Here is an 18,235-nt window from a genome sequence, read left to right as displayed (position 1 = left end):
ACTTTGCTGTAGGTAAACTTAAGATTTCTCAATACAACAAATACTTTTTCCCGCTATTTCTCCATCCCGCAAGATTCTGGTATTTCACAAAATAAATCTTCAAATCGGCTTGGTTGGCGTAATTGACAAAATAGATTTTTTTGTCTGCCTGATTTGCATACTCCGTAAAAAACCATCTTCCCTCATTTCCTGAAGCTTGGTTTTGGTATTTTACTTTGTACACTTTCAAATCCGCCTGACTTTCATATTTGACGACATAGACTTTTAAGTCTGCCTGACTTTGGTAGCCAACAGAGTATATTTTTTGGCCGGGAAGATGGGTGAAGAGGAATGTGAGAAGAAAGATGATCAGTGTTTTCATAAACTTGGTTTATTAAAGTAAATGTAGGGAAATCTGCTCTATAATTAAAAACCGCAATCTTAAACATGGCTGGTTCGCTCCAACTAAGAAAATCAATACGAAAAAGCCATCAATAAATTCATAAAAAAAAACAACATTTCACCATTAACTTTCATCATGGAAAATCGAAAATTAAAATTCAATTTTTCCGTAACTTTAGAAATCTAAAATAGAAAATCATGAAATTCCGTACAGAACACGACACCATGGGTGAAGTTCAGGTTCCTGCAGATAAATTCTGGGGCGCACAAACCGAACGATCAAGAAATAATTTCAAAATAGGACCAGAAGCTTCAATGCCTCACGAAATCATCGAAGCTTTTGCGTATTTAAAAAAAGCCGCGGCTTTTGCAAATTGTGATTTGGGAGTTTTATCCTCGGAAAAACGCAATATGATTGCCAAAGTGTGTGATGAAATTTTAGAAGGAAAACTCAATGATCAATTTCCGTTGGTGATTTGGCAAACAGGTTCTGGAACACAATCCAACATGAATGTGAATGAAGTTATCTCTAACCGAGCTCATGTTCTCAATGGCGGAAAATTGGGCGAAACATCAGAAATTCATCCCAATGATGACGTCAACAAATCCCAATCTTCCAACGATACTTATCCAACTGCGATGCATATTGCGGCGTATAAAAAAGTGGTGGAACATACTTTGCCCGCAGTTGAAAAATTGAGAAATACCCTTCAAGAAAAATCAGAAGCATTTAAAAAAGTCGTAAAAATCGGAAGAACGCATTTGATGGATGCAACACCTTTAACTTTAGGTCAGGAATTTTCCGGATATGTCGCACAACTCGATTATGGAATGAAAGCGATTTCAAATACTTTGGATCATTTGCAAGAATTGGCTTTAGGCGGAACCGCGGTTGGAACCGGATTGAACACGCCAAAAGGTTACGATATTTTGGTCGCAAAATACATTTCGGAATTCACCGAACTTCCTTTTATTACTGCCCCGAATAAATTTGAAGCACTCGCTTCTCACGATGCAATCGTAGAATCTCATGGTGCTTTGAAACAACTCGCGGTTTCACTTTACAAAATTGCACAAGATATCAGAATGTTGGCTTCTGGACCTCGTTCAGGAATTGGCGAAATTCATATTCCTGAAAATGAACCTGGCTCATCCATCATGCCCGGAAAAGTAAATCCCACCCAAAACGAAGCAATAACGATGGTTTGCGCACAAGTTCTGGGAAATGACACCACTATTTCTTTTGCCGGAACTCAGGGAAATTTTGAATTGAATGTTTTCAAACCGGTAATGGCGTTCAACTTTTTGCAATCTGCTCAACTTTTAGGCGATGCTTGTATTTCTTTCAACGATCATTGCGCAGTAGGAATTGAACCGAATTATCCAAGAATTAAAGATTTATTGGAAAAATCTTTAATGTTGGTTACTGCTCTAAACACGCATATCGGTTATGAAAACGCCGCAAAAATTGCGAAAACAGCTCACAAAAACGGAACAACTTTAAAAGAAGAAGCAATTAATTTGGGACTTTTAACAGCGGAACAATTTGACGAATGGGTGAAACCAGAGGATATGGTTTAATTACTTCATCAACTCTTCCGCCTGCTTCATAGCCGCCTCTGTGATTTTCGAGCCGGAAAGCAGCTGCGCAATTTCTTCCACTTTTTCTTTAGGGTTTAACAGGATAATCGTCGATTGTGTTTTCCCGGAGATGTCTTTTTTCACGACTTTGTAGTTATCGTCGCCTTTTGCAGCCACTTGTGCGAGATGAGTGATCACAATGAGCTGCATGTCTTTTGCCATTTCCTGCATCACATTTCCCATTTCCTGGGCCACTTTCCCTGAAACTCCGGTGTCGATTTCGTCTAAAATTAAGGTCGGAAGTTCAGCATTTTCAGCCATCAATTTTTTGATGGACAGCATCACTCTTGAACGTTCTCCACCGGAAATCGCGGTTTGAATCGGCTTTGCTGGAAATCCGGAATTTGCCTGAAACAAGAGCTGAACTTTTTCTTTTCCAAAATTGTTGAAAGTGGACGTATCTGAAAGTTCTACTTCAATTCTTGCTTTTTCCAGGCCCAGTTGTTTTAATAATGATTCCGTTTTCTGAATGAAGATGGGAATCGATTTCTTCCTGTTTTCTGAAAGTTTGGCAGAAGATCTTTCCAAATAATTCTCCGCTTCCGCTATTTTTTCTTCCATCTCAGAAATATATTGCTGCAGTCCCTCAAAACCACTTTGCTCACCGGAAAGCCGGTCACGGATCTCTTGCAATTCACTGATTGACTTCACGTTATGTTTTAAAAACAACGAATTAATCGTATTCAGTTTTGCATTCAAATCAAACAAAACTTCGGGGTTGGTTTCGATTTTTTCGGACTCGTTTTGAAGCTCGAAAATAATGTCTTTAAACTCCAGGAAATTTTCTTCCAATCTTTGATTCAGCAATGAAAACTCATGTGAAAGCGAAGCCACTTTCGACAGCTTATTCTTGATTTCGTTGAAAGAATCGAGCAGTCCGATTTCCTCCAAATCAAGTTTTGCAAAAATCTGCGAAAGATTTTCGGCAATCGCCTCGGCATTTTCATTTTTGCTGATGGCATTTTGCAAATCGTCTAAATCCACTTCATCCAAATTCGCTTCGAGCAGCTCATTCAGCAAAAAAGTCTTATAATCGCTCTCTTTATTTCCTTCGGAAAGCCGGGTTTTTAAATCCCGTAAATCTTTCTCAAGTTTTTTAAAGTGGTAGAATTCGTTTTGGTAATTGACAATCAACTTCTTATTGGCTGAAAGTCCATCAATAATTTTGAATTGATATTCCTCTTCAAATAAATTGGAGGATTCAAATTGCGAATGAATATCAATTAACTGAGATGACAGGCTTTTCAGCGTTTCCAGTGTGGTTGGAACATCATTTATAAACGCTCTGGATTTCCCGGTCGGCAGAATTTCCCTTCTTATGACGGTATGCTTTTCAAAATCCAGATCGTTTTCTTCAAAAAAGTTTCTAAAGTTTTCATTGAGCTGAAATTCAGCTTCAACGATACTTTTAGTTTCAGAATTCTGGATGGATTTTGTATCGGCTCTTTCCCCCAAAATCAAACGCAGCGCACCCAGGATAATGGATTTTCCCGCACCGGTTTCTCCTGTAATTACCTGTAAACCTTTGTTTAATGTAATTTCAAGCGAATCGATCAGGGCAAAATTTTGAATGAAAATCCTGGAAAGCATTTTTTTGAAGTACGAATTACGAAATTAGAATTACGAAATTAATGCTGTAAAAATACGAAATACGAAATTAGAATTACGATAATAATGCAGCAAAATGAGGCTTCGTCGCAAATTAAGAATGAAAATCTGCATCATAAAAAAAGACTTTCTGTTCCGGGTAAGTCACAAGACCTCCCTACAAAACAGCCGCTATTTCCATTTATTCCATTTACTGTCGATATCTTTAGGGGCAAAGGTCACGAACAATGCCTTCAGATCAGACATGTTCACCCCGGCATTATTTCCGTTATTGAAAATATCGAAGATTTCCTGTTTTTTGGTATCAATGAAAAGATTGATCGGGTAGTTCATCTGGAAGCTGTTTTCATAGGTTTTCAGCTGCATCAAGGCATCGAAAATAATTCGCTTTGCGGATGACTGATCTTGCTTTGCTAGGTTATCCAATCCAGCTCGGTGATAGGTGTAATAGAGGTTTCGCAATGTTGACTGTTCAGGTTTCATGAGGTTATCGATCAATGCGCCTCGTGTTCTGGTTCCTTCCATCACAGACCAACCGGCAAAATTTTGGTTTTGGGAATTGTTGGAGATTTTCAGTGCTTTTTCAAAATATTCCTGTCCGCCACGAACTTTAAAACTGTCGCCGTCATAACCCAAAATGGTGTACACATAAAAGCTAATGACATCAATCAAGTTCTTCCCGGAAAATTGTCTTTCATTAAAAACCAGATTTTCATTTTCAGTGTATTCAAAGGAAAAATTGGTGTCATTGATATTGATTAAGGGACTTTCATAAGTAGAGCCGAAAACCGGACGAACCGCCTGCACCACTATGCTTCCCTTGAAACCACTGTTCCCGCTTCTTTCATTGATCACAATTGCAAAATTGCATTTGATCTTTTCGAAATTCTGAAGTCGCTTTCCGGTCCAACTTGTGTTGTTGATGAAATCGCGCAGACTTTTTTCGAGTGTTTTATACACCTGGGTATTGCTTCCGGCAATTTGTTGCGCGTTGATTTGCACGGTGGCCAAAAGTTCCTGCGAAAAACTGGCGTTCACGCAGAAAATCAGCATGAATATGGTGAGAATTTTCTTCATTTTTGACATAAAGTTTGAGAACGGAAATTTAGCAATATTATTTCAGAATCTGGGCTTCCACGAAATTTAAAATATCTTTTGCCACTTCATTTTTGGACTTTAACGGGAATTCTGAAAGTTCGTTTTTGGTAAGAATTTTAATTTTATTGGTGTCATTCTTAAAACCCGCTCCTTCATCGCGAAGCGAATTCAAAACGATCATATCCAAATTTTTCTTTTCCAGCTTTGATTTTGCGTTTTCCTCCTCATTCTGGGTTTCCAAAGCGAATCCTACCAAAAATTGTTTGGTCTTTTTTTCGCCCATTGTTTTTAAAATATCCGGATTTTTGATTAATTCGATGGTTAAAGAATCCTCACTTTTTTTGATTTTTTCTTTGGCCACTACTTTCGGTGCATAATCGGCAACAGCTGCACTTGCAATGGCAATATCCGCCATTTCATAGAACTTAAACACCTCATCAAACATCTCTCTTGCTGTGGTCACTTGGTGGATTTCAATATTTGGATCCCCGGTTTTCTGCGAAGTGGGGCCAGAAATTAGAATTACTTTCGCTCCCCTATTCGCGGCTTCTTCCGCCAATGCAAATCCCATTTTTCCAGAGGAATGATTCCCGATAAACCGAACGGGGTCAATCGCTTCATAAGTCGGTCCCGCCGTGATTAAAACGGTTTTCCCATTCAGAGTCTGTCGGTTTTGGTTTGAACTAAAGCAGTACTCAATTTGCTTCAGAATCGTTTCCGGTTCTGCCATTCTTCCCTGCCCGATCAGTCCACTTGCGAGTTCGCCCATTTCTGCTGGAATGATGAAGTGTCCGAAATCTTCTGCCAATTCCAAGTTCTGTTGGGTCGTGGGATGCCGATACATATCTAAATCCATCGCCGGTGCGATCAACACAGGACATTTTGCAGACATATAGGTTGCCATCACCAAATTGTCGCAAAGTCCGTGGACCATTTTTGCCAAAGTATTTGCGGTGCAAGGAGCTATGAGCATCAAATCCGCCCAAAGTGCCAATTCCACATGATTGTTCCAGGTTCCGTTTTCGGAATAAAAATCTGAAAAAACCGGTTTTTTCGAAAGCGTTGAAAGTGTCAGTTGAGAGATGAAATCTGCTGCGGAAGGCGTCATTAGCACTTGAACTTCCGCTCCTTTTTTAACCAAATCCCGGATTAGGAAATTGATTTTGTAGGCAGCGATTCCGCCGGAAATGCAAATGATGATTCTTTTTCCCTGAAGTGTCATGGAGTAATTATTTAAGCGAAACGAATTTACTCAAAATTTTAGAAATGCCCGAGTTCATGGATACGAAAAAGTCCCAGAAAAAATTTCTGAGACTTTTTTAATAATTAAGAAAATAAATAATTAATTTTCTGATTCAGTGCTTGTGTTTCTGAAATAAATTTCGTCATCCAACCACTCCTGAATTGCGATTGAAGTTGGTTTAGGAAGTTTTTCGTAATGTTTTGAAATCTCGATCTGCTCCCTGTTTTCAAAAACCTCTTCCAAAGTAGAATTGTGAACCGCAAATTCGTCCAATTTATTGTGAAGCTCAGAACGGATCTCTGCATTGATTTGCTCTGCTCTTTTCCCCATGATCACGATGGCTTCATAGATGGAATCCACTTTTTCTTCGATCTTGTCTCGGTCGTAAGTGATGGTCGTTAATTCGGCTTTAGAATCTTTTACGCTCATTTTCAGTTCTTTGTTAAGTTTTGAGTGTGCAAATATACACTTTATTTTTTTGGCAAGAAAGTTAGGGCTGAGTCAGTTTTAGGCTGTCGGTTTTTAATTTCTCCGCAATTTCCTTTTCTTTCTCGTAATGCTGTTTCAATTCGGCCTCTTTCTGTTTTTCCAGAAGCTCCTGCTTTCTGGCCTCCACCTTTTTTTCCAAAACCAGGAAGTTCTCTTTTTCTTTTTGGAGTTTTGCCTGCAGATCTGCAGCAGTTTTTGCGTTTTCAGAATTGGGAACTTCTCTTTCCACCTGTTTCGTGAAAGCCAATGCGCTCTCGATACGGTCTTTTTTCAGGTCATATACGGAATTCACCGCGAGTTCGTATTTGGATTTCAGCATGAAATCGTAGATTTTGGGTCTCAATTTCGTACTTGGAAAATCTTCCAATACATTTTCTAAGGCCACGCTCGCTGCCCTGTAATCTGCCATTTTATAGTATTGACGAGCATTTTCGTAAGCTTTAAACTCTAATTTGTAGCTCAGCTCCTCAATCAGTTCATTAATGTTTTTGCTCCTTTCCGAATTGGGGTAAGTATTGATAAAGTTTTGCAGTTCATTGATTGCAGAATTTGTACTGGTTTGATCCAGGTTATAGTCCATGGATCCTTGATAATAGCACAGTGCAGACATGTAGGCTGCTTCTTCCACCCGGCTGTCTTGCGGAAAAGTCACCGAAAAATTCTTGAACTGGTGTCCAGCCAATTTGTAGTTTTTGTCGTAATAATTGGCATATGCAGAATTGTAAACCACGTTTGGAGCATCATCTGTTCCGGCTACAAGGTTAGAAAGTCTCTCGTAAAGGGCAATCGCGTCCCGCCATTTTTTCTTTTCGAATTTTTCATTTGCCACCTTCAGGATGAAGTCTTTATCAGCACTCTTCATCGCTTTGTCTTGCAATGATTGGCAACTGGAAAACAGGTAGAAAGACAGTATAACAAACAGTATCTTTTTCATAAATCATTAAAAGCAGAGCAAACTCTGCGGTTCAGTTTGCAAAAATATGATTTTTTTGCCAATCCGCCTTTATTTATGATTATTTAACTAAATATTAATGAGGCTGAAACCCAAGCACAGAGAAAACCGTTACCAAAAGATTTGTAAGGACTTTCTTCTCTGCTTCCTCCAGGTAGTTTTCGTCTTTTCCAGGAACATATAGGCTGAAGAAATTCTTATTTCTAATGGCAAACAGAGAAGTCCCGATAATGGTGGATAAAAGATCCTCCGGCTTTGGCGCGTTCGTGAAAACCCCGCTTGAAATTCCCTTTTTAATCACCTCTTCCATTTTAGTGGCAAAGGTGGTGTAAAATTCCATCATGTCCTGCTTCAAACTATCGTCATGGCGCATTTCCTGGGTCACAAAACCGTGGAAATAATTGAACTTAAACAATTGGCTGACCACATATTTCACCAATTCTTTCATCTGCATTTCCGGCTTTCCATCGCGAATAATCTCCGCGAATTCGGCAAAACTCTCCCTCGTTTTTTGAATCCTGTAGCGGTAAAGATACGCCATCATTTTTTCCTTGGAGCCAAAATAATAGGAAATCATGGCAACGTTGATTTTCGCCTGATTGGAAATATCTCGCACGGAAGTCCCGTCAAAACCCTTCTTGGCAATGAGCTTTTCTGCTACATCCAAGATATGCATTTGCTTTTCTGTAAATTTCCTTTTCATCGCTGCTCTTATTTTTTTGATAAAGTTAAGAAATAATTAACAAATTTTAAAACAAATGTTTAATTATTTTCAGTTTTGAATTAATTATTTTTGATGATGAAATTTTTCGACTTTCATCATCATCACCCTGAAAATAAATTTGGAATCTACAATCTGAAGTTCGGAGAATCGGTTCCCAATCATTTTTTTTCCGCAGGTATTCATCCCGATTCAATTTCAGAAAATATTGAAGAACATTTTCTTTGGCTTCAGGAAATTTCAAAAGAGAAAAACTGCGTCGCCATCGGAGAATGTGGACTGGATGGAATAATTCATGTAGTAGAAAAATTACAGGAATCCGTTTTTGAAAGGCAAATCGAAATTGCCAATGAAGTCCGTAAACCATTGATTATTCATTGTGTGAAGAGATTTTCGCAGCTGATGCATTTTAAGAAAAAAGCAAATGTACCGATGATTGTGCATGGTTTCAACAAGCGGAAAACAATAGGCGATGATTTACTTCAGCACGATTTTTTCCTGAGTTTTGGAAAATCTGTTTTGCATAATGTAAATTTGCAGGATTTTGTGAAGGATTTCCCATTGGAAAAAATTTTTCTGGAAACGGATTCGGCTGATTTTGAACTCCGGGATTTGTACGAAAAAGTTGCGGAACTGAAAAACCTTGATTTAGAAGAATTTGGCCTGAAAATCACGAAAAATCTCCGATTTTTAAATATTATTGCCCCAAATGAAGAAAAACTGGCTTGAAAGAACCGAACTGCTGATTAAAGAAAACAATCTGGAAAAACTCAAAAACGCCAATATCTTGGTTGTTGGTTTGGGCGGAGTGGGCTCATTTGCGGCAGAATTTTTGGCCAGAGCCGGAATTGGAAAAATGACCATAGTTGATGGAGATTCGGTAGATTTGTCCAATATCAATCGGCAACTTCCGGCACTTCATTCCACGGTTGGGAAACTGAAAACCGAAATCATGTTCGAACGTTTGCGCGACATTAATCCAGATCTGGAACTCCAAAAACGAGACGAATTCCTGAACCCGGAAAATATGGAGGAAATTCTCGATTCGCAAAAATTCAATTATGTTCTTGACTGCATCGATAGTGTCTCGCCAAAAATCGCTTTAATCAAAGCTGCCAGGAGAAAAAAAATCAAAATCGTGAGCTGCATGGGAGCCGGTGGAAAAATCGATCCGTCTAAAGTGATGGTGCGCGACATCAGCAAAACCCACAACTGCTTTCTGGCGAAACAGGTGAGAAAACGATTGAAAAAAGAAGGAATCAACAAGGGTTTCAGATGTGTTTTCTCCAACGAAATCCAAAATGAAGAAAGTTTAAAAATGACAGACGGCAGTAATTTCAAGAAATCTTTCTACGGTACGATCAGCTTTATTCCTGCCATCTTTGGACTCTATGCAGCTGCGGAGGCAGTGAATTACTTACTCCAAAAATCCAAAGAAAAATAGATGTTATTTTGACCCAAAAATATCCAAAAAAAGAAAAGCTCAAAAAAAAGAGCGAAATCGATTTGCTTTTTGCGAAAGGCAAGTGGCACTCCTGTGGAAACCTGCGGATTATTTCACTGGATCTGGAAAAAAAACCACAGGAAGGTTTAGTGGTGAAGAATCAAAAGGTGGGGGTTTCTGTTTCTAAGAAATATTTCAAAAATGCGGTGGACAGAAACAGAATCAAACGGCTTTTACGCGAATCCTACCGTTTGAACAAAAGTATTTTCATCTCAAAATTCGGAGCCAATTCTATATCCATGCTCTTTTGGATTTCAAAAAATATTCCGCCTCATTTTTCCGATCTGGAGCAGGAATTTCTAAATCTTTGTGAATCAAAGAAATAAAATTCAAAATAGTGCTGGTTTTTGTAAATTTGCTTGAGTTTAATCTTGAAAAAACACAAAAAAAATGCTGGACACTATTCCTTACTTGCCATATCTCTTTAGTGCTTTTATCGGAGTTGGATTAGCTGCGGCAAGCGGTTTCCGGGTTTTCCTACCCATCTTTGCCGTGAGTTTGGCTTCGTATATGGGCTGGATTCCAATGAACGAGAGTTTCCACTGGTTGGCTGGTTGGTCTACTTTAGTCACGACCGGAATTGCAACCCTGGTTGAAATATTGGCTTACTACATTCCATATGTGGATCATCTTTTAGACACCATGTCTGTTCCGCTCGCCACCATTGCCGGCTCTGTATTGTTTGCAAGTCAGTTTGCGGACATCGGTGCATTTCCACAGTGGGCTTTAGCATTAATTGCCGGTGGAGGAACTGCAGCTGCGATCAGTACGGGATTTGCCGGAACACGCGCCGCATCTACTGCTACAACAGGTGGTTTAGGAAATTCCGTGGTAGCGACTACCGAAACTGCGGGAGCCGGAATCATGACTTTTTTAGCGATGGCTGCTCCGATTATTGCCTTTATTTGTGCGATGATTCTGATTGTTGTGGTTTTAATTTTAGGCAGAAATATCTGGAGGAAATTCCGGAATATCAAATCGGTCAAAACTTCAAAAACCATTGATGTGGAAGAGGTGAAAAGACGACATTTGGAATGAAATAACCTGAATGAAATTTTTGCCAATCTCACCCTGGAACGGATTTTCTATCAGATCAAAATTCATTTCTGAAAAAACATCTTCACCGCCACCACAAACATCAAGATTGCAAAAACTTTCCTTAATGTTTCCTGAGACAAAGTGATGGCCGTTTTACTGCCGAGATAAGATCCAAGGACGAAGCCGCAACAAAGAAGAAGCGCGGTTTTTATATCGACGTTTCCGGTTTTGTAGTAATTCATCACCCCGAAAATCCCCACCGGAATCATCAGCAAAGCAAGTGTGGTTCCCTGCGCTTTGTGCTGCGTAAATCCGAAGAGCAAAACCAAAACCGGAACCATGATGATTCCGCCACCGATTCCTACCAAACCGCTTAAATATCCGGCTAATAAACCCAGGAGAATAATTCCCAAAATGATCGTCATGTCCATTTTCATTTTATTTGCTTTGTCGCAGTTCCTTGATTTCCTTGATTTTATCTTCAAAATGAGATTTCTTTTCAGGGAACTTGTTAGAGAGAATTTCGTAGGCTTTCACCGCTTTTGAATACAACTTTTGTTCAATATAAAGTTTTGCTAAGGTTTCTGTCATCAAATGGGAAATATCATCGCTTTTCTCTTTCACCACAAAACTAGAATCTTCTTTCAGTTTGGAAATTTTAGGCTCATTTTCTATGAATTGATCAATGACTTTATTTTTGATTTCTGTAATAGAAATTGCAGTTTTTTCTTCAGTTTTTGATTGATTTCTGTCAATTTTCAGCCAATTTTGCCAAGTATTGATAAAAACGGGGATGTTGCTTTGCTCTGAAACTTCATTTTTATCAGTCTCAATGGGTGAGACGTTTTCGCTAAAAAAAGAAGCGTTAATTACAGGTGGTTCATTATTTTCCGATGAAATTTCAATACTAGAATCATCAGTTTTTGATTCCACCGTCTCCAGTTTTTGTGGTTCCTCATTTCTTGTTTTCGGGATTAATGAATCCGGAGTATTGCCCGAAAACGACATTGGTTTCCATTCTTTGCTTTCTGAGGGAATTGGTTTTTGATGGATTTTGGTTGCTTTTCCTTTGATTCCGTCTATTTCTGGCTGAAATCCTTCCGTTTTCGATGAATTTTCAACTTTATGATATTCATTTTCCCCATGCTTTTCAGAAGGCTTTTCTTCTTGCTGGATCGGTTTCTGATTTTCTATTTCAGCTTGTTTTCCAATGACGAAAGCTTCCGTTTGCGCAAAATTGACATCGAAATTTTGCTGTTCTGATGCCTCTTTTTGCTCAGTAGTCTTCCGGTCTTTTTGGGCGGATTTCATTTTTGCTTCCACTTCTGCAATCAATCGCTGCATCTCAATTTCGTGCTTATTAGGAGTGGATTTGGGTTTTTCAAAGTGTTCCAAAGTGGGATTCCCAGCCGGTATTTTTACCGAAGACAAAAATTCATCTGTTCCTGAAAAGCTCAATTGCACAGGATTCTCGATAATCTCATGTTCCACTGAAATTACCCTTTCATCAATTTCAATTTCTTTGCTGAAAGTTTCCGAATCGTCCAAACTTGAGAATTGATTAACCCCTGATTCTTGAGATGCTGCAATTGGAGACACTTCTGCTTCCGGCACAATATCCTGGGTTTCCTGGAAGTTTAGTGGCGCAGGTTTATCGCTTACTATTTCCAATTCTGAAACTGCTTTCCCGTCGATCATCTTTTCTTTGCTGAAACTTTCTGCTTCCCTTGCTATCGGAAAATCAGATTTTCTTTGAGGGGATTTCTTTTCCTCTGAAGATTTCGACTTAGCCATTTCAATGTCAGGAACGGCATTTGCCTTTTCTTTTTCAGTTTTGTTAATCAGGCGATACAGAATTTTCTTATCAGTGGTGTAAGCGGCAGTTTCGGAAAGTTTCTGGTGATAATTTTCGGGATTAAAGCGGTGGATTCCATATAACTGCAGCGCCCGAAGACTCTGAAGATATGGATATTTTTCCACTTCCGTATTCAGCAGATCAAGATCTTTTGGCTGAAACTGCTCGGGATTCTTTATTAACTCTAAAACTCTTGTGTCCATTTTACCAGTTGGCTACAATATCATTAAAAATCTTGTTGATAATTCTCTCATTCACAATCTTGACCTGCGTTGCCTCAATCGTATTGATATCTAGATCACTGCTGAAAACAGCCTCGTCTGAATAGGTTCTATCAAAACTTTTGTCGGGTTCGATTTTGTTTTCATAATGTACTTTCACGGTGATGGTCATCTTGTTTTGTGCCGCCTGAATAATTCCGCCTGGAGCATTGACTCCACTGGAAATCGTGGTCGGAGAAGAAGGATTATAATCTACTATTTCCCCTTCTATCAGGATATCGGGATTGTTTTTTGTCCCTTTTAAAGTGGTTCTCTGCAAAAAACGGTTTTGGATATCGATTGAAAATTGCTGTGCCAGACTTGGGTTCACCAAAGCGGCATTATTCAAAAAGTCGTTGATCTGAATTGTTTTGGTTTCAGGACTCAGAGACGAACCGGTGAAGGAATAACAAGAGCCCAATAAAAAAAAACAACAACCCATGCACCAAATTTTTAGAAAATTGATGTTTGGGAACTTATATTTTGCTATTCGGGTCATCTTAATCTTCGAGATTATATTGTTTAATCTTTCTGTAAAGTGTTCGCTGGGAAATTCCCAGTTCATCTGCAGCTTTGTTCCTTCTGCCGCGATGTTTTTCCAAAGCTTTTAGGATCAACTCCCGCTCATTGTTTTGGAGGGAAAGTGAATCTTTTTTTGTTTCTTGTACTTCTACTTCTTCCACGTCTTCATAGTCTTGATCCTTCTCCGTGACAAAAGTCGGGTGGTGGATCTGGTTCGATGGACTGCTCTCAAAATACAGCAGCGAGTTTGGGTTCTGAGCGGTGTTTTCAGGGGTGAAAACTCTGTTGATGAGATTCTTTTCCTGATTGCTAAAATCGCTGTTCCCTCTGTTTTTTATCAATTCCGAAGTTAAGGATTTTAAATCATTTAAGTCGTTCCTCATATCGAAAAGAATCTTGTACATAATTTCTCTTTCATTGTGAAACTCGCTAGTCGATATGCCGGAAGTTTTATTCACCACTGCCGGAAGATTCGCCTGCATCGGTATATATTCAGCCAATTTCACGGAATTGATGCTGCGGTTTTGTTCCACCACGGTCATCTGCTCTACTAAATTTCGTAATTGCCGAACATTTCCCGGGAACGGGTACTGCTCCAGGTAATTCACTGCATCTTCAGTCAATTCCAATTCAGGCATTCTGTATTTTTCTGCAAAATCAATTGCGAATTTTCTAAAAAGAAGGTGGATGTCTCCTTTTCTTTCCCTTAAAGGCGGCATATCAATTTGAACGGTGTTGAGCCGGTAATACAAATCTTCCCGAAATCTACCATCATTGATGGCATTCAACATATTGACGTTGGTGGCGGCCACAATCCGCACATTGGTTTTCTGAACCTGTGATGAGCCAACTTTCATAAATTCACCGCTTTCTAAAACGCGAAGGAGACGCACCTGTGTCTGAACCGGCAATTCGCCGACTTCATCCAAAAAAATGGTTCCACCATCCGCCACTTCAAAATACCCTTTTCTGGTAGAAGTGGCACCGGTAAAGGCTCCTTTTTCGTGGCCGAAAAGTTCGGAATCTATCGTTCCTTCAGGTATCGCGCCGCAATTGACCACGATGTAAGGTTGGTGTTTTCTTCTGGATTCCGCATGAATAATTTTCGGGATAAACTCTTTCCCGGTTCCGGATTCGCCGATTACCAAAACGGTAATATCGGTGGGAGCAACTTGTATGGATTTTTCCAAAGCACGGTTCAGAGCGGGAAAATTTCCGATGATTCCGAACCGGGTTTTTATGGATTGTAGTTCTGTCATAAATCTATTCTTTCAAACTAGAAATTTGAGGTTCGAAGTTTTTAATGGAAGTGAGCCAGTTGATATTGATATTAGATGGTTTTCCCCAAAAGTGTTCCCTGGGTATTTCCATGAACAAATACAGACACAATGTCGCCCACTTTTTGTCCTTCCAATTTATCAAAGACACAAACTGCGTTTTGGGAATTTCTTCCTTTCCATTGGTTTTCATTCTTTTTGGAAGTTCCTTCGATCAGGATTTCGTGGGTTCTTCCTACATAGCCTTGCATCCTTTTTCGGGAGAGCTCACCTTGTAATGCGATTACTTCGGTTAATCTCCTTTGTTTCACTTCGGCCGGAATATCGTCTTCCATTCTCTTATGAGCCGGAGTTCCGGGTCTTTCGGAGTAGGCGAACATATAGCCGTAATCGTATTCCACTTCGCGCATCAAGCTTAAAGTCATTTGGTGGTCTTCCTCAGTCTCCGTGCAGAATCCCACAATCATATCTTGCGAAAATGAGATATCCGGAACAATTTCTTTGGCCTTTTTAATCAGAGCCAAATAATCTTCACGGGTGTGTTGACGATTCATCAACTCCAATATTCTGTTGCTTCCGCTTTGTACGGGAAGGTGGATGTATTTGCAGATGTTGTCGTGTTTCGCCATCACCTCGAAAACGTCGGTCGTCATATCATGCGGATTTGAGGTAGAGAAACGGATCCTCATTTCCGGAACAGCTTCGGCAACCATTTCCAAAAGTTTGGCAAATCTCACCGCGGTAAGCTGCTGCATTTCAGATGCCTTCGCAAAATCTTTTTTGGGGCCGCCTCCATACCAAAGATAGGAATCCACGTTTTGACCGAGAAGGGTGATTTCTTTGTAACCATTGTCCCAAAGGTCTTTACATTCCTTGATAATCGAATGCGGATCGCGGCTTCTTTCCCTACCGCGCGTAAATGGAACCACGCAGAAGGTGCACATATTGTCGCAACCGCGCGTAATAGTGACAAATGCTGTCACTCCGCTTCCGCCAAGACGCACTGGATTGATGTCTGCATAGGTTTCTTCCTTTGAAAGGATTACATTGATCGCATCTCTTCCGTCATCTGTCTGCTTCAAAAGATTTGGCAAATCCCGGTACGCATCGGGACCGACGACCAAATCCACCAGGTGTTCCTCCTCCAGGAATTTTGTTTTCAGCCGTTCTGCCATGCAACCAAGAACACCGACTGTAAGATTGGGGTTGGTTTTCTTTTGATTCTTAAATTGGGAAAGCCGCATTCTCACGGTCTGTTCCGCTTTTTCACGCACGGAACAGGTATTGAGCAAAATCAAATCTGCCTCTTCCTGATTGGTAGTGGTGTTATATCCAATGTCGCTCAGAATGGATGCAACAATCTCTGAATCAGAGAAGTTCATTTGGCAACCATAACTTTCCAGAAAAAGTTTTTTGGTATTTTGGGGTTTCTCGGCGATTGCGAGCGCTTCGCCCTGTTTGGTTTCGTCTATGTATTTTTCTTGCACTTTGACTAAATTTTGAGATGGTTTGATGCGAGTTGAAACCTGTTAATGTTTTCAAACTTCCTTCGACAGGTTCAAACCAAAAGTTAGGGTGCAAAGATACGGTTTTTTGTGCCAAATTGGCAGATTAATGAAATTCAAAATTAAGCGGTAATTGATAACGAAACAGCTCGGTGCGAGAATCATAATCTTTAGGCAAGATCCATCTATCCTTTATTTTAGCAATCGCATTTTTTATATTTTGCTCCAGCTTTGCGTTATACGGGGAAGATTTGGTAATCAAGTCAACAATCTGACCTTCTTTATTAATTTTGAAAAACACTTCACAGCTCATTCGACCCTGAGATTCAGGAATCTCAATGAATTTCATAAACTTATTTCGAAATTCCTCAAGGCCACCCGGAAATTGCGGGATATTTCGATCGATTCCAACACCAACATAACCATCAACAAATTCATCGAACAAATCTGCCGGAACTATATCGAATTCATAGATGGCATTTAATTTTTCCCTGTTGTATTCCGCTGGCTTCCATTTCGCGAGGTACTTCAAAATATTTTTAGAAAGATCATACGCGCATTTGTTACTTTCAATATAGGCTGAATCGGGATTCTTCACGAATAAAACCGAAGCATCTTTCTGCACAATCAGCTTCACTCTGTATTTTTGAATAGGATTCGCACATTTCTCAATTTTATTGTCAATTATTGCTTGGTGAATGTCTTTATACAATTGCTTTTTTCCTCCGGGATATGCTTCTTGTCCGTAAGGATATTGGTCATAAATCACCGTTTCTTGCGAAAAAAAATTCTGATGGAAAAACACCATAAAAGCAACCGTGAGGAATAATCTAACTTTCATATTTCGGATGATGTCCATTAAAAAACTTTATTTTTAAATCACATTAATAATACTCCACTTCCGTAATCCCCTTAATGGCGAAGCTGAAACGGTCTTCAATTGGGCTTCCATTGATTGTGGCGGGTTTCCAGGTTTTTGAAAGGATGTTGATTGCGTTCTTGATTTCCTTATCAAACTGCTCCACTCCGGAAGATTTGGTGATGACGATGTCTTTCACCTTTCCATCGGTGGTCACAGTAAATTCCGCCATGATGACAAAGAGATCATACCAGTTGAAACGCTTCTTGTCGAATTTCATGACAAAATCTTTGGAAAAGTTTCTTCTTTCGCCAGTTTTCTTGTCGTAATAAATTGGCGGTGTATAATTTGGGACATAACCTTCCCTGTAATTCTCGAAAAGATCGGCCGGATAAATAATAAACCTCGCTACTGCAGATTGCTTGACTCCGTCAACCACGGCGGGATTCCACTTATTCTGATATTTTGCCACCTCTCTTGCGAGATTATATGCGCACTTGTTGTTTTTCGTATTTTTTTCATTGAGATCCTTGATGAACTGAATGGATCCCTCTTCCGTAACTAGTATTGAGAACTGATAAATCTCGTTTGGATTGGAACAGGGCTGAAGATCTTTTTCTTTGATGATATCATGAAAATCTTTATAGTAAGCTTGATATCCCCCCACGTACGGTGCTTGAAAATCCGGGTATTTTTCTAAAACCTGGGCATTGAAGAAAAGGGTGAGAAAAAGAAAAATCGGGATAATTTTCATAGTATCAGTTAAAAAAATTAAATATGAATAAAACTAAAGAACAATGTTTAACGAAGATTTTTTTATTCCTTCCGGTCAATTAATCATGGTCATATACCTCGGTATTAAAATTCACTGTATACCAAAAAAAAGATTTCACTGCGCGATCATCTTTTCTGGCGGGCTCCCATTTTTTATTGGGTTTCTTTAAAACATAGTTCAAATCATCAATTAATGACTGCTGATTTTTTACCTTCGGAGAAACATCGATGATTCTTGCGATCCCGCTATCGTCAATGAAGAGCGTGAAAATCATCTTCCCCACAACATTGTAATTTTGGTCCACGGCATAGCTTAATGCCCTGTTAAATTCGCGTTTGAGCCTTTGTTCGCCTTCTTTATAATAAGGGTCTTTATCCCAGGTTTTTTGCTGGGAGAAAAACAGGGTTCCCATAATTAATACTAAGAAAAGCATAAATTTTTTCACAAATTAAATTTTCCTAAAATTAAAAAACTTTGTGTAACGCACAAAGCTTAGTTTGAATTCTT

At 39.4% G+C, this 18,235-nt stretch carries 20 protein-coding genes; 5 read left to right on the top strand and 15 right to left on the bottom strand.

Translation table 11 applies throughout. The features are described from left to right. Positions 1-28: 28 nt before the first annotated feature. Positions 29-361, bottom strand: a complete 333-nt coding sequence (locus L0951_RS04290; protein ID WP_234109727.1) for a DUF6150 family protein — start codon at positions 359-361, stop codon at positions 29-31. Positions 362-579: 218 nt separating this feature from the next. Between L0951_RS04290 and fumC the strand changes: the two genes are divergently transcribed. After that, positions 580-1,962, top strand: coding sequence for a class II fumarate hydratase (gene fumC, locus L0951_RS04285; RefSeq protein WP_234109725.1), 1,383 nt, complete (start codon positions 580-582; stop codon positions 1,960-1,962). Here the strand turns inward: fumC and L0951_RS04280 are convergent, their stop codons facing one another. From L0951_RS04280 to L0951_RS04255, 6 genes are all read right to left on the bottom strand, one after another. Then, the gene (locus L0951_RS04280) at positions 1,963-3,612 is read right to left on the bottom strand and encodes a DNA repair protein RecN (RefSeq protein ID WP_234109723.1); all 1,650 of its coding nucleotides are present in this window, start codon (positions 3,610-3,612) and stop codon (positions 1,963-1,965) included. A gap of 189 nt (positions 3,613-3,801) precedes the next feature. Beyond that, positions 3,802-4,707 carry a DUF4835 family protein gene (locus L0951_RS04275; RefSeq protein WP_234109721.1) on the bottom strand — a complete coding sequence of 302 codons (906 nt, stop codon included), beginning with the start codon at positions 4,705-4,707 and terminating at the stop codon, positions 3,802-3,804. A gap of 37 nt (positions 4,708-4,744) precedes the next feature. Beyond that, positions 4,745-5,950: a bifunctional phosphopantothenoylcysteine decarboxylase/phosphopantothenate--cysteine ligase CoaBC gene (gene coaBC, locus L0951_RS04270; RefSeq protein WP_234109719.1), complete on the bottom strand. Its 1,206-nt coding sequence runs from the start codon at positions 5,948-5,950 to the stop codon at positions 4,745-4,747. A gap of 120 nt (positions 5,951-6,070) precedes the next feature. Further along, positions 6,071-6,400, bottom strand: coding sequence for a DNA-directed RNA polymerase subunit omega (locus L0951_RS04265; protein ID WP_234109717.1), 330 nt, complete (start codon positions 6,398-6,400; stop codon positions 6,071-6,073). Between the two features lie 61 nt (positions 6,401-6,461). Beyond that, positions 6,462-7,394 (bottom strand): outer membrane protein assembly factor BamD, encoded by a 933-nt coding sequence (locus L0951_RS04260; RefSeq protein ID WP_234109715.1) that lies wholly within the window; start codon positions 7,392-7,394, stop codon positions 6,462-6,464. Positions 7,395-7,488: 94 nt separating this feature from the next. Beyond that, positions 7,489-8,115 carry a TetR family transcriptional regulator gene (locus L0951_RS04255; RefSeq protein ID WP_234109714.1) on the bottom strand — a complete coding sequence of 209 codons (627 nt, stop codon included), beginning with the start codon at positions 8,113-8,115 and terminating at the stop codon, positions 7,489-7,491. A 93-nt stretch (positions 8,116-8,208) separates the two neighbouring features. Here L0951_RS04255 and L0951_RS04250 point away from each other — a divergent pair, with 93 nt between their 5' ends. From L0951_RS04250 to L0951_RS04235, 4 genes are all read left to right on the top strand, one after another. Then, positions 8,209-8,862 (top strand): TatD family hydrolase, encoded by a 654-nt coding sequence (locus L0951_RS04250; protein ID WP_234109713.1) that lies wholly within the window; start codon positions 8,209-8,211, stop codon positions 8,860-8,862. Further along, positions 8,843-9,577 carry a ThiF family adenylyltransferase gene (locus L0951_RS04245; protein ID WP_234109712.1) on the top strand — a complete coding sequence of 245 codons (735 nt, stop codon included), beginning with the start codon at positions 8,843-8,845 and terminating at the stop codon, positions 9,575-9,577. Before L0951_RS04250 ends, L0951_RS04245 begins: the two co-directional genes overlap by 20 nt. 8 nt (positions 9,578-9,585) lie before the next feature. Continuing rightward, on the top strand, positions 9,586-9,963 hold the full coding sequence (rnpA, locus tag L0951_RS04240; protein ID WP_234109711.1) for a ribonuclease P protein component: 378 nt from the start codon (positions 9,586-9,588) through the stop codon (positions 9,961-9,963). 64 nt (positions 9,964-10,027) lie between these two features. Continuing rightward, complete coding sequence (locus tag L0951_RS04235; RefSeq protein WP_234109709.1) at positions 10,028-10,675, top strand: DUF4126 domain-containing protein; 648 nt, start codon at positions 10,028-10,030, stop codon at positions 10,673-10,675. 62 nt (positions 10,676-10,737) lie between these two features. Here L0951_RS04235 and L0951_RS04230 read toward each other — a convergent pair whose 3' ends face one another. From L0951_RS04230 to L0951_RS04195, 8 genes are all read right to left on the bottom strand, one after another. Beyond that, positions 10,738-11,106, bottom strand: coding sequence for a sulfite exporter TauE/SafE family protein (locus L0951_RS04230; RefSeq protein ID WP_234109707.1), 369 nt, complete (start codon positions 11,104-11,106; stop codon positions 10,738-10,740). A 7-nt stretch (positions 11,107-11,113) separates the two neighbouring features. Further along, on the bottom strand, positions 11,114-12,733 hold the full coding sequence (locus tag L0951_RS04225; RefSeq protein WP_234109705.1) for a hypothetical protein: 1,620 nt from the start codon (positions 12,731-12,733) through the stop codon (positions 11,114-11,116). Between the two features lies 1 nt (position 12,734). Beyond that, positions 12,735-13,232 (bottom strand): LptE family protein, encoded by a 498-nt coding sequence (locus tag L0951_RS04220; RefSeq protein WP_234109703.1) that lies wholly within the window; start codon positions 13,230-13,232, stop codon positions 12,735-12,737. Between the two features lie 58 nt (positions 13,233-13,290). Beyond that, positions 13,291-14,571 (bottom strand): sigma-54 interaction domain-containing protein, encoded by a 1,281-nt coding sequence (locus tag L0951_RS04215; RefSeq protein ID WP_234109701.1) that lies wholly within the window; start codon positions 14,569-14,571, stop codon positions 13,291-13,293. 71 nt (positions 14,572-14,642) lie between these two features. Next, positions 14,643-16,076 (bottom strand): tRNA (N6-isopentenyl adenosine(37)-C2)-methylthiotransferase MiaB, encoded by a 1,434-nt coding sequence (gene miaB, locus L0951_RS04210; RefSeq protein WP_234109699.1) that lies wholly within the window; start codon positions 16,074-16,076, stop codon positions 14,643-14,645. A 124-nt stretch (positions 16,077-16,200) separates the two neighbouring features. Then, a complete protein-coding gene (locus tag L0951_RS04205; RefSeq protein WP_234109697.1) occupies positions 16,201-16,953 on the bottom strand; it encodes a hypothetical protein in 753 nt (250 codons plus the stop codon). Between the two features lie 25 nt (positions 16,954-16,978). Then, positions 16,979-17,707: an energy transducer TonB gene (locus tag L0951_RS04200; protein ID WP_234109695.1), complete on the bottom strand. Its 729-nt coding sequence runs from the start codon at positions 17,705-17,707 to the stop codon at positions 16,979-16,981. 79 nt (positions 17,708-17,786) lie between these two features. Further along, positions 17,787-18,161 carry a hypothetical protein gene (locus L0951_RS04195; RefSeq protein WP_234109693.1) on the bottom strand — a complete coding sequence of 125 codons (375 nt, stop codon included), beginning with the start codon at positions 18,159-18,161 and terminating at the stop codon, positions 17,787-17,789. Positions 18,162-18,235: the final 74 nt, after the last annotated feature.

Origin of the sequence: Chryseobacterium sp. R2A-55, assembly GCF_021401085.1 — a bacterium.
Taxonomy (GTDB): Bacteria; Bacteroidota; Bacteroidia; order Flavobacteriales; family Weeksellaceae; genus Kaistella.
This window is presented reverse-complemented; position numbering and strand designations above follow the sequence as displayed.